The organism is Paenibacillus artemisiicola, assembly GCF_017652985.1.
Taxonomy (GTDB): Bacteria; Bacillota; Bacilli; order Paenibacillales; family Paenibacillaceae; genus Paenibacillus_Z; species Paenibacillus_Z artemisiicola.
Map to the genome: position 1 here is coordinate 1 of NZ_JAGGDJ010000081.1, position 14,832 is coordinate 14,832.

Annotated in this window: 14 protein-coding genes; 8 read left to right on the top strand and 6 right to left on the bottom strand. The window is 65.2% G+C overall.

The genetic code is table 11. The features are described from left to right. The first annotated feature begins 215 nt into the window (after nt 1-215). The 6 genes from I8J29_RS32340 (at nt 216) to I8J29_RS32365 (ending at nt 5,749) form a co-directional block, all read left to right on the top strand. Complete coding sequence (locus I8J29_RS32340) at nt 216-812, top strand: TetR/AcrR family transcriptional regulator (protein WP_208851393.1); 597 nt, start codon at nt 216-218, stop codon at nt 810-812. Between the two features lie 195 nt (nt 813-1,007). Beyond that, a complete protein-coding gene (locus I8J29_RS32345) occupies nt 1,008-1,835 on the top strand; it encodes an SDR family oxidoreductase (protein ID WP_208851394.1) in 828 nt (275 codons plus the stop codon). A 117-nt stretch (nt 1,836-1,952) separates the two neighbouring features. Beyond that, nucleotides 1,953-2,828, top strand: a complete 876-nt coding sequence (locus I8J29_RS32350; RefSeq protein ID WP_208851395.1) for a M15 family metallopeptidase — start codon at nt 1,953-1,955, stop codon at nt 2,826-2,828. Between the two features lie 205 nt (nt 2,829-3,033). After that, nucleotides 3,034-3,951, top strand: coding sequence for a LysR family transcriptional regulator (locus I8J29_RS32355; protein WP_208851396.1), 918 nt, complete (start codon nt 3,034-3,036; stop codon nt 3,949-3,951). Between the two features lie 125 nt (nt 3,952-4,076). Further along, nucleotides 4,077-4,751, top strand: a complete 675-nt coding sequence (locus tag I8J29_RS32360) for an HAD family hydrolase (RefSeq protein WP_208851397.1) — start codon at nt 4,077-4,079, stop codon at nt 4,749-4,751. Continuing rightward, entirely contained in the window at nt 4,748-5,749 is a 1,002-nt protein-coding gene (locus I8J29_RS32365; protein ID WP_208851398.1) for a hypothetical protein, read from the top strand. The genes I8J29_RS32360 and I8J29_RS32365 overlap by 4 nt, the downstream gene beginning before the upstream one ends. A 274-nt stretch (nt 5,750-6,023) precedes the next feature. On the opposite strand, the gene I8J29_RS32370 is transcribed toward I8J29_RS32365, so the two are convergent. The 5 genes from I8J29_RS32370 to I8J29_RS32390 form a co-directional block, all read right to left on the bottom strand. Then, nucleotides 6,024-6,764 (bottom strand): SDR family NAD(P)-dependent oxidoreductase, encoded by a 741-nt coding sequence (locus I8J29_RS32370; RefSeq protein WP_208851399.1) that lies wholly within the window; start codon nt 6,762-6,764, stop codon nt 6,024-6,026. Between the two features lie 198 nt (nt 6,765-6,962). Further along, nucleotides 6,963-7,496, bottom strand: coding sequence for a cytochrome c biogenesis protein CcdC (locus tag I8J29_RS32375; protein WP_208851400.1), 534 nt, complete (start codon nt 7,494-7,496; stop codon nt 6,963-6,965). Between the two features lie 183 nt (nt 7,497-7,679). Further along, nucleotides 7,680-8,690: a FecCD family ABC transporter permease gene (locus I8J29_RS32380; RefSeq protein ID WP_208851401.1), complete on the bottom strand. Its 1,011-nt coding sequence runs from the start codon at nt 8,688-8,690 to the stop codon at nt 7,680-7,682. Beyond that, a complete protein-coding gene (locus I8J29_RS32385; RefSeq protein WP_208851402.1) occupies nt 8,687-9,697 on the bottom strand; it encodes a FecCD family ABC transporter permease in 1,011 nt (336 codons plus the stop codon). Before I8J29_RS32385 ends, I8J29_RS32380 begins: the two co-directional genes overlap by 4 nt. 4 nt (nt 9,698-9,701) lie before the next feature. Then, complete coding sequence (locus tag I8J29_RS32390) at nt 9,702-10,718, bottom strand: iron-hydroxamate ABC transporter substrate-binding protein (RefSeq protein WP_208851403.1); 1,017 nt, start codon at nt 10,716-10,718, stop codon at nt 9,702-9,704. A gap of 191 nt (nt 10,719-10,909) precedes the next feature. Between I8J29_RS32390 and I8J29_RS32395 the strand changes: the two genes are divergently transcribed. After that, entirely contained in the window at nt 10,910-11,959 is a 1,050-nt protein-coding gene (locus I8J29_RS32395; protein ID WP_208851404.1) for an NAD(P)/FAD-dependent oxidoreductase, read from the top strand. Between the two features lie 500 nt (nt 11,960-12,459). On the opposite strand, the gene I8J29_RS32400 is transcribed toward I8J29_RS32395, so the two are convergent. Continuing rightward, the gene (locus tag I8J29_RS32400; protein WP_208851405.1) at nt 12,460-13,176 is read right to left on the bottom strand and encodes a DUF6199 family natural product biosynthesis protein; all 717 of its coding nucleotides are present in this window, start codon (nt 13,174-13,176) and stop codon (nt 12,460-12,462) included. Nucleotides 13,177-13,275: 99 nt separating this feature from the next. On the opposite strand from I8J29_RS32400, the gene I8J29_RS32405 reads away from it, so the two are divergent. Further along, nucleotides 13,276-14,052, top strand: a complete 777-nt coding sequence (locus tag I8J29_RS32405) for a hypothetical protein (RefSeq protein ID WP_208851406.1) — start codon at nt 13,276-13,278, stop codon at nt 14,050-14,052. The last annotated feature ends 780 nt before the right edge of the window (nt 14,053-14,832 follow it).

The following is a 14,832-nucleotide window of genomic DNA, read 5'->3' on the forward strand; positions in this document are numbered from 1 at the left end:
GCGCCGTCGCCTTGTCAGCGCCGGCGGCGGCGCCGTCCGCGAATCGCGCGCCCGGGCGGCCGCCCGCGATTGCCCGGCTGCGAAGTTCCGCCGCGGAAACCCGCGCCGGACGGGCGCCGGAGCCGGCTCGCAGAGCGGCGGGTTGACAGCGGGGGCCAGCAGGATTATGATTAGAACGATCATTCGATCTAATCCGAACGAAAGGAGGCAGGCCGATGTTCGAGCGTTGCAACAAAGTACAGAAGGCCGTCCTGGAGACGACGCTGGACCTGATCATCGACCGCGAGCTGCAGGCGACGTCGATGTCGCTGATCGCGAAGGATTCCGGCGTCTCGACGGGCAACATTTACCATTACTTCAGCAGCAAGGAAGACATCATCAACGAGCTGTACAAGGCGATCGTGAAGTTCAACGGCGAATTCGTCACGAAGGGCATGAATCAGGCCGATTCCGTGCACGAGCGGTTCCGGCTCGCGTGGCGCAGCGTAATCGAGCTGGGCAAGCAATACCCGAAGGGATTCCGGTTCATCGAGCAGTATTCGTTCTCGCCGTACATTCACGAGCAGTCCAAGCTGGAAGCCTACAAGGGCGGCTGGTGCGGACCGATGGAAGAGCTTTACCGCCAAGCGGTCGAAGAAGGGGTGTTCGTCCCGCTCGATCCGCACATGATGGTGCAGATGCATTACGGCTCCCTCGTCTATCTCCTGAAGAGCCATCAGCAGAACATGCTGGAGCTGACGGACGACCTCGAGGAGCAAGCGATCCGGGCCTGCTGGAACGCGGTAAGCAAAGAAAAAGGTTGGAACGGGTAAGCGAAGTCCGGCCTGCTTCTTTTCGCCAAGATTAGATCGAACGTTCGATAGAAAGTATGGCTTTCGCAAAGCGGGAGTATGAACTCGAGTTCCAATCGTCGTTTAGCGTACAGTCCGCCGTTCAGTCTCGGTACATTAGAACGAACGTTCAATACAAACCGAAATAAAACTCATAATCGGAGGAATGATGAAATCATGACCACGAACAAAACGGTATTCATTACGGGCACAAGCACGGGACTCGGCAAGCTCACGGCCAAACATTTCGCGAAGCTCGGCTGGAACGTCGCCGCCACGATGCGCACCCCGGAGAAGGAAACCGAGCTCACGGCGTACGAGAACATCAAGCTGTTCAAGCTCGACGTCACGAAGCTGGCGGAAGTGAACGCCGCCGTGGACGGCGCGATCGCGGCGTTCGGCAAGATCGACGTCGTCGTCAACAACGCCGGCATGGGCGTCTACGGGGCGCTGGAGCTGGCGGAGGAAGAGACGATCGACTGGCAGTTCGCCGTGAACGCCCGCGGACCGATCAACGTCATCCGCAAGTTTTTGCCGCATTTCCGGGCGAACGGCGGCGGCATGTTCATCAACATCAGCTCGTTCATGGGCGTCACGACGGCCGTGCCGCTCGGTTCGCTGTACAACATGTCCAAGTTCGCGCTCGAGGGCTTGACGGAAGGACTCTATTACGAGCTCAAGCCGCTTAATATCGAGCTGCGGCTCATCGAGCAGGGCGGTTCGAGCGGCAACAACTTCCTGAACAACATCCGCTGGAGCAAGGACGACAACATTACGGCGTACGACGGCCTGATGAACAAGGTCACCGGCATGATGGCTTCCCGTTCCGATGAAGGCTCGCTGGACGATCCGCAAACCATCGTGGACGCCATCGCGGCGCAGGCGACCGGCGCGAGCCGCCAATTCCGCACGGTCGTCGGCGAGGCGGGCAACAATCTGCTCGCGCTGCGCAGCTCCGTTCCGATCGAGGAGTACCTGGAGACGATCGCGAAAGGCTACGAGTGACGCGCGGTCGTGTCATCTCCGGGCGCTAATTTAAGAAAAAGTTAAGTTTTGCCCCGGTTCTTTTTTATCCCGCTGCCGTATCCTTGGAACAACTAGCGGTACGGGAGGATGAAAGGCATGAAAGCAACGCGGTTGGCGGCGCTCGTCGTCTTGGCGGTGGTGGCCGTGAAGGCCGGCCAGCATGCGAAAGGGTGGTTCGCGGAGCCCGAAGGAAAGGCGGCCGCGGCGGACGCCGCGCCGAAGTCGCGGATCGTGCAGGCGGACGCGGATCAGCAATATCGGGGAGACCTGGTGCTGGTCGACAAGACGCATCCGGTTCGCGAGGCGGGAAGACTGGACGACGTCGTGAATCTGTTCGAGCATCCGGAGCTGAAGCACGGCTACGGCTTGATGGATACGACGGTGAGCCTGTCGAAACGGGTGGCGGAGAAGTGGCAGGCGCTCGCGGACGCCGCCCGGGCCGACGGCATCCGCCACTTCGTGATCAACAGCGGCTACCGCGACGAGGCCGCGCAGAAGAAGCTGTACGCGGAGAAAGGGTCGGATTACGCCCTGCCGCCGGGCTACAGCGAGCATAACCTCGGCCTCTCGATGGACGTCGGGTCGACGACGGCGAGCATGAACGCCGCCCCCGAAGGCAATTGGCTGAGCAAGCATGCCTGGGAGTACGGCTTTATACTCCGCTATCCCGAGGACAAGACCGCCGTGACCGGCATTCAGTTCGAGCCGTGGCATTTCCGCTACGTCGGCCTGCCGCACAGCGTCATCATGCACGACCGCGGCTGGACGCTGGAGGAGTACCTGGCCGCGCTGAAGGAGCAGCATACGCTGACGGCGCTCGTGGACGGCGTCAGCTACGAGGTCGATTACTACACGGCGTCGCCGTCCGGGGAGACGGCGATCAGCGTGCCCGCGGACGGCGCGTACACGGTGTCCGGCGACAACGACGACGGCATCATCGTGACGTCGTCCGCCGGCGGGGAGAAGCCGTAAGAAGCGTTCCGCGCACCGTTCATCAAGCCGGGCGCCGCCCCCGGCGGCGTTCCCGAAGCAAGAAGCCGTTCCCGGCGTCGCCATGACGCGGGAGCGGCTTCTTCGGCTTGAACAGGCAGCATACATTCGCGCGGACGGATACGGAAATACTAGCGGCTATGCGTTGGATTCCTCTCCGTCGATGGACGGAAGGCCGGAGGGCGACATGGAATTATTGCAATTGCATTATTTTCGGACCGTCGCGCGGCTTCAGCACATGACCAAGGCGGCCGAGGAGCTGCGGATCGCCCAGCCGTCGCTGAGCAAGACGATCGCGCGGCTCGAGCACGACGTCGGCGTGCCGCTCTTCGACCGGGAGGGGCGGCATATCCGGCTGAACGCGTACGGCGGTATTTTCCTGCGGCGGCTGGAGCGCGCCTTCATGGAGCTCGACGAGGCGAAGCGCGAAATCGGCGAGCTGGCGGGCAAGGAGCAGAATTGCCTGAAGCTGGCGGTGTCGATCACGAAGATGCTGCCGGCGCTCATGGGCGCCTTCGCGCGCGCGCACCCCGAGGTGCATGTGCGGCAGTTTCTGGCGCCAGTCCCGTCGATGCTGCGGCAGCTCGAGAAGGGCGAGGTCGATCTATGCATCGCCTCGCTGAAGTTGGAAGGCCCCGAGATCGAATGGCTGCCGCTGCTGACCGAGGAGGTGTTCCTCGCGCTTCCGCCGGGCCACCGGCTCGCGGGCAGGGAACGCGTCGCGCTGCGGGAGCTGGAGCGCGATCCGTTCATCGGGATGAACGCCGGCTACGCGTTTCGGGAGCTGACCGACGGGTTCTGCCGGCAGGCGGGCTTCGAGCCGCGCGTCGCGTTCGAGCTGGACGAGCCGGACGCCATCATCGGCTTGGTCAAGCAAAATCTCGGCGTGACGTTCATTCCGGCGTCGGAATGGAAGCCGGTCGCGCGGCTGCTGCCCCACCGGACGCGAATCGCGGAGCCGGCCTGCTATCGGACGATCGGGCTCGCCTGGTCGAAGCGCCGGCATCCGACGAAGGCGGCGTCCGCGTTCAAGGAGCTGGTCGTCGCGCATTACCGGCGGCTCGCGGAGGAAGCGGGCGGTGACGGGACGGGACCGGCGACCTGAGCATGCGGGCGCGGGAGAGCGAGGGCGGTGACGGAGAGGCGCGGAATGGCGTCCCCGGCAGGGATATGGCCCCTTGATCGAGAACTCCTCAGGGAAGCAGGCGACATCCGAGGAGGAGTGGTAGCATGATTAAAGCGATCGTATTCGATTTCGACGGACTGATCTACGATACCGAAGCGCCGGAGTATCGGGCGTATCGGGAGATTTTCGCGGAGCACGGGCACGAGCTGGAGCTGGCCGTCTGGGGGCAATGCGTGGGCACGCACGACAGCGGGTTCGATCCGTACGGGCATTTGGAAGCGTGCTTGGGGCGGACCGTCGACCGGGCGTTTCTGCGCGCGCGGCACAGGGAGAAGTTCGAGGCGATGCTCGCGGCGGAAACGATCCGTCCCGGCGTGGAAGACTACCTGAAGGACGCGGGGACGCTCGGCCTTCGCGTCGGGCTGGCGTCGAGCGCGACCCGCGCCTGGGTGACGGGGCATCTCGGCCGCCTGAGCGTGGCGCCGTATTTCGAATGCATCCGGGTGCGCGACGACGTGGTCCGGGCGAAGCCCGATCCCGAGCTGTACCTGCAGGTTCTCCGCGAATTCGGGCTCGCGCCGCACGAGGCGGTGGCGTTCGAGGATTCGCCGAACGGCGCGAAGGCGGCCAAGGCGGCCGGCATGTACTGCGTTACGGTGCCGAACGACGTCACGCGCGAGCTGGCCTTCGGCAGCGTGGACCTGAGGCTGGAATCGCTGGCGGATGTGAAGCTGGACGCGCTGATCCGGCGCTTGCAGGCCGCGTCGCCGGTCCGATGAGCGTTTCGCCGGCGGATCTCGAGCGCCGGGAAGCCGAGCGAACCCGCCTATCGGCCGGGCTCGCCGTCATCGCCGGCTGCCTGGCGGAGACGGGCGACGTCTGGCGCGCGCATTACGGCGCGGCCGCGATCGCGAGCTGGCTGTTCCGCCGCGACGCGGCGCTGGCCCCCGGGGCGGAGGCGGCGGCCGCCCGCCAGACGGACGCGATGCTGGCCGCGCATCCGCCCGGCGCGCGGTTCCTAGCCGCCGCGGACGTGCCGGTTCCCGCGGCGGAGGCGGAGCGCGCGATCGCGGACGCGCTGCGCGGCACGCTGGACGGCCTGCACTGGGTCGGCCATAATTTCATCTACGCGGCGCATGCCATCTCTGCGCTGCGCGCGCTCGGAGGCTGGGGGAGCGCGGAGGCGATCGGCGGCATCGCGGGCTTGATCGCGCGCTTTCGCGGCACGATTCCCGGCCGGTCGTGGATCGGCTTCAAGGCGGGCGAGGTGAAGCGGCTCGCCGCGGCTTCCTACGACGCGGCTTCGATGCCGTCCGACCCGGTCCGGCTCTCGGCGGCGGCGCTGGGGGAGCTGGCGGCGTTCAAGCGGATCTACCGCGCGGAGGCGCATCACGACTTAATCGGCCATCTGCTGACGTTCGCGCATGCCCTGAACGCGCTGCACGATTGCGGCTATGCGGACCTGTTCCGCGCGGGCGTACCGCAATGGCTGGCGATCGCCGAGGCGCTGCGCGCGGGACGGGACCTGCCGGCGGACGCTTCGCCGCGGCTCGTCTCGCCCGTGGACCGGCTGCCGCTGCGGCCGGCCGCCCGGTCGGCGCGGCTCCCGGCCGAGGAAGCGTTTTGGACCCGGGATTACGCGGCGGCGGACTGGGATTTCGGCCACGTATTCAAGTTTCCGTGCAGCTTCTACGATCATCTCCGGCGCGCGCCGGACGGGCCGCCTGCGGCGGCCGCGGAGAATTTTCGCCGCCTGCTGCCGGACGTTCATGCATGAATGCGGGCGGAACTGCTTCCGCCGGAGGGCATACCCCGGCCGGGCGCGCCGCGAACGAGAGCCGTTACTGCCCGCGCTTGGGGCGAGCCCGTCGCCGGCAGGCTCGCGTTTGACAACCGTTCGCGGCTTCGCGGCAACGAAGAAGAGCACCGTCCGGTGCTCTTCTTTTTCGCGTTGACCGCATTTATAGCGATTGCGTCCCGACGCCGCGCCGTCTTGCCGCCGGACGCCAGGCCCCGCGCCGCCAGGCCCTGCGCCGCCGGGCCCCGCGCCGTTACAGCGTCTGCCCGCTGTCCACCGTGATCAGCTGGCCGGTCATCGCTTCCTGCTCGAGCGCGGCGCAGATGAGCTGCGCGACGTCCTCCGGCGTCGAGATCCGCTGCAGCAGCAGAGTCGGCGCGAGCCGCCGCATCTGCGCCTCCCGGCCCGCCCACCAGCGCGTCGCGACGGCGCCCGGCACGACCGCGTTCACCCGGATATCCGGCGACAACGCGCGCGCCAGCGATTTCGTCAGGCCGTGCACGGCCGCCTTGGAGACGGCATAGGGGAGCGAGGAACCGAGTCCCGTAGTCCCCGCGACGCTGCCGACGTTCACGACGGCCCCCGGGCCGGCCTGCTTCATCCACGGCGCGGCCGCGCGGGCGCACCGGAACATGCCTTTCACGTTCACGTCGAGCAGCGAATCCCAGATCTCGTCCGTGACCGCGTCGAGGTCGTGCAGCGGAATATGATGCGTGAAGCTCGCGTTGTTCACGAGCAGCTGCACGCCGCCGAACGTCTCGGCCGCGCGCCCGATCATGGCCCGCACCTCGTCGTCCCGGGCCACGTCGGCCCGGACGGCGATCGCCCGGCCTCCCTCGTCCCGGATTTCCCGTACGACGTCCTCCGCTTCTTCCTGCGAGCGCGAATAGTTGACGACGACGTTCGCGCCCTTGCGGCCCAGCAGCAGACTGGCCGCCCTGCCGATTCCCGTGCCGCCGCCCGTCACGACGGCCGTCCGATCCTTCAATTCCATAGGCTTCGCTCCTTCGAATTCGATGCCGCGCGCTGCCCGCTCGCGAGTCGACCCCATTGTAACGCCGGGAAAGGGCGTTTGCCTAATTGAATAAAATGATGTCCGCGTTCATTATTTGTGATCGCAGCCGCGGCGCGGGGCGGCACGCAAAAAAAGCCACCGGCGCCCGGTGTCTTTTCGCGTCTTGTACGCTCGCTCTTACGCGCCCGTCTGCGGCCCGCCATCGGCGAAACCGCCCTGCGACCCGGCTTGCGGCCCGGCCGCCGCGCGCTGTGCGAGCAGCAGGCGGAACTTCGCGTACGAGACGATCCGCCAAGGCACCGCGTAACCGATGGCCACGACGACGAACAGCGCGGCCTCCGTCTCCGGCCCGATGAAGGCGAAATGATTGCGGAGCAGGAAGCGGATGACGAAGACCGCGAGGAACGCGACGATGAAGCCGGAGTTCTTGACGGCATAGATTTGGCCGTCCGCGCGAAGCTCGTAATTCGTGGTCCATATGAGCGGCAGCGACAGCACGGCGCCGATCAGGAACGCGACGAGGAATTCCCACGGCGCGGCATCCACGTTCGGACCGGATGCCAGAGGGACGCCAAGGATCGCCACGTAGACGGCCGGGAGCAGCAGCCGGATGCCGTTGCCCTTGATCGGGCGGTACATCGCGCGCGTTCTGCGCCAGAGAATGAGTGCCGCGATCAAGACGACAACGAGATAAAACGATGACCCTTGCATGTCGAGATCGGTCCACCCTTCGGGAAAGTCTCTCTAGTATATGGAAAAATTCCCCGTTTGCCTAGTGACTCCGCGCCGATCGGCAAGCCCCGCGCAAGGCCAAACGCGCTTCGTCCCATGGGAACGAAGCGCGTTTGGCCAAGGAGAATCGGCAGACTCGGACAGCTGCGGGAGCCGCCGCTTCTAGATTTTCTTCATCAAGAGATAAACGAAGTACGGCGCGCCGATCAGCGCGACCACGATGCCCGCGGGCACGCCGTCCGCGGTGCCGACGTTGCGGCCGATGGTGTCGGCCAGCACGAGCAGCCAGCCGCCGATCAGGATCGCGACGGGCATGAACAGCTGGTTGCGCGGGCCGACCAGCGCCTTCGCGATATGCGGCGCCATCAGGCCGACGAAGGCGATGCCGCCGGTGACGGATACGGCGGCGGCCGCCAGCGCGACCGCCGCGAGCAGCAGCTCGAGCCGCTCCCGCGCCAGGGCGACGCCGACGCCGACGGCGACGGATTCGTCGAGCGCCAGCAGGTTCAGCTTGTTCGCCTTGTAGAGCACGAACGGCACGAGCACGGCAAGCCACGGCAGCAGCGCCCAGATGAACGGCCAGTCCGTGCCCCAGATGTTGCCGGCCAGCCATTTCGAGATAAAGTCGACCTTCTGCCGGTCCGCGGACGAGATCAGCACGACCATGACGCCCGAGAGCGCCATGGAGAAGCCGACGCCGGTCAGGACGAAGCGGACGGGCTGGAGGCCGGCGTGCCGCTTGTACGCGAACAGGTAGATCAGCGCCGACGTCAAGAGCGCCCCGCCGAACGCCGCCAAGGGCAGCACGTACGCGAACGTGTTCGCCTCGAGCGGCATGAACAGGAAGAAGAAGGCGACGCCGACGCCCGCGCCGGAATTGATGCCGATGATGCCGGGATCGGCGAGGTCGTTGCGCGTCACGCTCTGCAGGACGGAGCCGGCGAGCGCCAGCGCCATGCCCGACAGGAGCGTGATGACGATGCGCGGCAGGCGGACTTCGTACAGGATGAAATGCTCCTTGAAGTTGCCGTGCCCGAACAGCGTCGGCAGCAGGCGGCCGTACGAGAGCTTGGCGTAGCCGAGTCCCATGCCGAGAAAGACGGTCAATACGATGAGCGCGAACAACGCGAGCAGGATGATTCGCTGCTTACGGACGATTGCGGGCCGGGTCATTTGATCGCCTTGCCCCCTCTCCGCATGATGTACAGGAAGAAGGGCAGCCCCGCGACGGCGACGATGGCGGCCAGCGGCGTCTCGTACGGCGCGTTGATCGTCCGGGCGAGCGTGTCCGCGAGCAGCATGAACGTCGCCCCCGATACGGCCGACATCGGCACGACGAACCGGTAATCCGTGCCGACGACGGCGCGCACGATATGCGGGATCATGAGCCCGAGGAACGTCAGGTTGCCGACCAGCGCCACGGAGGCGCCGGCGAGCAGCACGGTCACGACGAACAGCGCCGCCTTCACGGCGCCGGTCTTCTGGCCGAGGCCGACGGCGATGTCCTCGCTCAGGCTCAGGATCGTGAGCTGCCGCGACAGCGCCATGGCGATCAGCACGCCGGCCGAGACGAACGGAATGATGACCTGCAGCTGCTCCCATGACGTGCCGATGATGCCGCCGGCGGTCCACATGGAGACGTCCTTGGAGATTTTGAACGCCAGGCCGATGCCGTCCGCGAGCGCGTACAGAAACGCCGAAACGGCGGAACCCGCCAGCACGATGCGCAGCGGGGAGAAGCCGCCCTTCTTGGCGGCGCCGATGCCGGCCACGAGCAGGGAACCGGCGGCGGCGCCGATGAAGCAGGCGACGGTGATCCAGAAGTAGTTGGCAGACGGGACGAGCGCAAGGGTGAAGGCGAGCGCCGCGTTGGCGCCGGCCGTCAGCCCCAGCAGGCCGGGATCGGCGAGCGGATTGCGCGTCATGCCCTGCATGACGGAGCCGGACACCGCCAGCGCCGCCCCGATGAAGACCGCCGCGATTTCGCGCGGCAGCCGGATCTCGCGGAGCACGGAGAGATTCTCGCCCGGCCGGTCGGTCATGATCGCGAGCCACACTTCCTTCGGCGTCGTGTGGGCGGCGCCGAGCGTCATGGCGACGAAGAACGTCAAGACGAAGAGCAGCAGGCCCGCGGCGAGCTTGAAGGCAAAGGGGACGGAGCGGGTCGAATCGCCGGCCATCGCCTTATTGTCCCAGGAAGCTTTTCTTGAAGAAGTCCAGCTGGTAGTCGAGCGTATTGGCGTCATTGAAGTAGAACTCGTTCGCGTTCACTTCGAAGACGTGCCCGTTTTTCACGGCCGGAATGTTTTTGTACGAATCGGTGTCTTGGAAGGAGTTGTCGGCATCGCTGAACTTGCTCAGGATGACGTAATCGCCGGCGTATTGCGGCAGCACTTCCGTCGAAAGGGCGAAGTAGCCGGGCTTCAGCGCCGAGTCGATGACCTTCTGCGGCATCTTCAGGCCCATCGCCTGGTACAGCACCTCCGTGCCGCGGCCCCAGTTGTTGCCGTAGACGTACAGCTGTTTGTCGAAGCTTTCGATGACGGAGACGGTCGCGTTCTCGCCGATTTTGGCTTTGATCTCGGTGCCCTCTTCGGCCGCGCGCTTCTTGAAGTCGTCGACCCACGCCTGCGCTTCTTTCCCCTTGTTGACCGCCTTGCCGATCTCGACGTGCTGGGTCAGGTAGTCGACTTTGCCGTACGTGAACACGACCGTCGGGGCGATTTCCTTGAGCTTGTCGAGGTTCTTGACGTTATCGAGGCCGATGATCAGGTCGGGATTGAGCTCGATGATCTTCTCCAGGTCCTCGTCGGACACTTCCTTCGCATCCTTCAGCTTATCCGCGAAACGGGGATTCTTCATCGACCAGGAATCGGCGCCGACGATGTTGACGCCGAGCGAGATGAGGTCGCCCGCGTAGGAAGCCAGCACGACGACGCGTTGCGGGTTGGCCGGCACTTCGACGGGGCCGGATTCGGATTGGTACGTAATCGTGCCGGTTGCCGGCGCGTCGGATGCAGCCGCATTGTTCGCCGCCGCGTTATCGGCCGGCTGATCGGCGTTCGAAGCGGCGTTGTTCGCGGGTGCGGCATTGCCTTCCGCGGCGTTGCCGGCGCCGTTATTGGCGCCGTTATTGGCATTGCCGCAGGCGCTTAGGAGCAGAATGAGGACGGCGAGAATCGGAAAAAACGCTTTTTTCATGAGACGAGGACCCCTTTTTCTTGGAATAAACTGGATATTAAGTGATAACGATTATCAACACTGCCATAACCAAAGATACGTTCAGTGAGAATGATTGTCAATATCATCTTGTAAAAAAGCCCGCGGCCGTGTATATTTATACTAATTGAGAATCGTTATCAACTAAAAACCATGGCGAAGGAGCGATCATCATGAACGCGGCGGACGTATACGACGTGACCATTATCGGGGGCGGCCCGGCGGGGCTGTACTCGGCTTTCTATAGCGGACTGAGGGAAATGAAAACGAAAATCATCGAGTTTCAGTCGCAGCTCGGCGGCAAGGTGCACGTCTATCCGGAGAAAATGATTTGGGACGTCGGCGGCCTGACGCCCGTTCCCGGCGCGAAGCTGATCGAGCAGCTGGTCGAGCAGGGACTGACCTTCGGCCCCGAGGTGGTGCTGAACGAGAAGGTGGAGGCGATCGGACGCGGGGAAACGGGCTTGTTCGAGCTGCGCGCGGCTTCCGGGACCGTCCATTACTCGAAGACCGTCATCGTCGCCGTCGGCAGCGGCATCCTGAAGCCGACCAAGCTGCAGATCGAGGGCGCGGAGCGGTTCGAGGTGAGCAATCTGCATTACACGGTCAAGTCGCTGCGGCAGTTCAAGGGCAAGACCGTCGTCGTCTCGGGCGGCGGCAATTCCGCCGTCGATTGGGCGAACGAGCTGGAGCCGATCGCGAAGCAGGTTATCGTCGTCTATCGCAAAGGCTCGCTGACCGGGCACGAGGCGCAGGTGCAGCAGCTGCTGCGGAGCTCCGCCGAATGCGTCTTCCATTCCTCGATCACGAAGCTGATCGCGAGCGCGGACCACGAGACGATCGAGCACGTCGAGCTGACGAACCACGAGACGGGCGAGGTCGTGACGTTGGAAGCCGACGAGATCGTCATCAACCACGGCTACGACCGGGAATCGACGCTGCTGCAGGCGAGCGACCTGAACATCGAGATGCTCGAGGATTTCTACGTATCGGGCACCGTCATGAGCGAATCGTCCGTGCCGGGGCTGTACGCCGCGGGCGACATCCTGATGCACGACGGCAAGCTGCATCTCATCGCCGGGGCGTTCCAGGACGCGGCGAACGCGGTGAACAAGGCGAAGCAGTTCATCCAGCCGGATGCCGACAAGTTCGCCATGGTCTCGTCGCATAACGACCGGTTCAAGGAGCGCAACCGCGAATTGGTGAAACAGATGATGAAGTAAGGCGGGGAGCGCCCGTCGAATTCGATCGCGCAAGCACGAACGGCCCGGACGGCTAGCGTCCGGGCCTTTTTCGGCGCGTTAAGGCGGGGGTCCAGCCTCCGCGTCGCGCACGATCTCCGCTTCGCCGTCTGCCTTCGCACCGCACGCGACCCGCTTTCCCGCCTGTTCCGCACTCGTCACGCAGGCGTTAGCCGACTATGTCATGGCGCGCTGCGGCTTTGGCGCCACTCCGGGCGCCACTCCAATCGAAGCGCGGCATGCGCTCATGCGCCTTCGTTTTGGCGGGCGGGCTGTCGGCGGGCGCGTCGGGGAGTGGCGGCGACAAGGTTCGGCATCGTATGATGAACATAGTGAATTGCGTGCCGGAGATGACCGATCCCGGACATCGGCTTCGAACGCGGCGGAGGGGGAACGGTCTGGCGTCCGCCGGGTTCCCGCATGCGCCGTTCGCTTGACCGCTTTCTCCGGCACGGCATAGAGGCCGTGCTGCCGCGCGGACCTCAACCGGAGACGAACGCCTGGCAGGCGACCCAGACCGATCCGCCCATGACGGCGATGCCCCCGGCCTTGCTCATGAAATAATAGAAATCGCTCGGCTCGGGATTGTCGTACAGGAGCTGCCGGGGCGACAGATAAAACAGGCGCGTCTGGAATCGTTCGTAGCGGAAGCAGCACCAGCCGAAGATCATGAAGGCCAAGGCCAGGAAGAGAAAACCGGGCCGGCCCTGCGCGCGATGGTAGTCCGGATAGGCGGCGGCCACGAGCGAAGCGGGGAGATAGGTTTCGATCGGCTCGTCGATGCGCACGCCTCCCGAGTAGGCCGCGATATCCACGACGAGCTCGCCTTTCGCGTCGTAGCTGAGGAGCATGCCGTTATTGTCCTCCACGGCGTACCGGTGACCGTTGGGGTAGGCGACGGTGTAGGCCGCCGGAAGCGGGGGCGCGGAGGTTTTCGCGATGACGTAGTCGTCCGCTCCGATCCGTACCGTGCGCTTCCCGCCGCCGCTGACGCGAACGCCGACGGGACCGGCCGACCCGCCGCGGTACGTGGCCAGGTCGCCTTGTAGACGCTGCAGCGTGTACCGGTCCTGGTTCAGGTAGAAGGCGCGGTCCGTGAAATACGAGTGGGACAGCAGCGCGACCGCAAGGGTTACGGCTGCCAGGGCGGCGAAGAAGAGTACGCTGGGGTTACGAAGTTTTTTGATCTCTACGGCCATAAGGAAAGGCACCCGCTCTTTTCGTTTTGTTCCCTTGTACGCGGGGATGGCGGTTTGGTTGCGGGTAGAATCGATCGTTTGACAGAGGAGGCGGGGGCGGTGGTAACGGCAGGGCGGCTGATCGGGATGATGGAGGAGACGCTTCGCGCGCAGGGGTTCGACTTGGCCGGCGCGATCGACGAGCTCGGGCAGGTGCGCCAGTCGGTTCGGCGGGACCGCGGCGAATCGTTCTCGTTCGGCGAGCATATCCGGGGCATGCTGCTCGCGCTGTTGAGCAATCAGCGGCCATGGGGGCCGATCGCGCGGAACGAAGCGCGGCTCGCGGAGATATTCGGCGGGTACGAGGCCGAGCGGCTGAAGGCGGCGGACAAAAGCCGGCTCGCCGAGCGCGTCCAGGCGATCAAATGCGGCAACCGCGCGATCGCCAGGCAGACGGCCGATCTGGACGCGAACCTCGCGACGCTGGAGCGGATCGCGGCGGACTACGGCAGCTTGGACCGATTCGTGCTGAGCGACGCGCCGGAGGCGATCGCGCGCGAGCTGGGGCAGGGGAAGCGGTACAAGCTCCGGAGCATGGGCTTCACGCTCGCGCTGGAGTATCTTCGGCATGTCGGCGTGAAGGCGATCAAGCCGGATCTCCACATCCGGCGCATCGTCGGCGATTCGCGGCTCCGGCTCCACGGCGGCTACCCGTCGGAGGCCGAAGCGGTCGCGATTCTGGGCGCGCTCGCGGCCGAAGCGGGCGTGAACCTGACGTACCTCGACAATCTGATGTGGCTGTACTGCGCCGTGGACTACGGCGCCATCTGCGGCAGCGCGCCGAAGTGCGGCGCGTGCGGGCTGCGGCCGCATTGCGCGCAGGGGCGGGCGGTGTAGGGCGGACTTGGACGCGAACGCAGGCGCTGGTAAGAGGCGCCGAGCGAAGGCAGGGTGGGGTGGCGTTTGGTAGACCGGGTTCGTTCGGGCGCGTGTCGTTGTGTTTAACGGCGGGCTGAATTTTGCGCGAGCGTGCTAACGTGACGTGCGGTGAATCGGGTTTCGTGCGGGAGCGTGCTGCCGAGCGGCCACTATTCGTCGTGTCTCCTGACGGAAACATGCCGTTATGGAGCTTGATGCGCCGAGGTTCCAGAGGAGGCATGCCGTCGGGACGGTCGTTGGGGTCAGCTTCTTCGCGCATGATGCCACCGATATGTCCGGTGCCGGAATTGGCGGCCAGGAGAGCCGTTATTTGTTAGGAATTGGCGGTTTTGCGGAATAAGCGGCCATACGTTCCGTTATTGGTCCGTATGGAGGTGATTATGCCTCCATCGACGGCGAATAGCGGCACTCGTGTCCGCCAATTCCAGAGGAACGCCCGGATTGGAGGCATAACGGATCTCCTGTCCGCTTAGATCGGCGGAAGTAGTCGGCCACGGTGCAAGCGCGGCTCCGCAACGGAAACAAGCCCCTCGACCGCGCCTGCCGGCGGTGAGGGGCTGTTTGGCATGGATGCAGCGCGGAGCCGGGGGCTTTCGCGGGTTTGGCCGTCGCCCCGCAGCGCGCGCGTCGGCTATCGCTGGCGCTGGGAGGGCGCGCGGCCCGCGGTTCGCCTCGGCCGCGCATCGCGTCCGGCCCGCGGCCGTCAGCGCCGGCCGGCCGGATCGGGAGAGCACACGT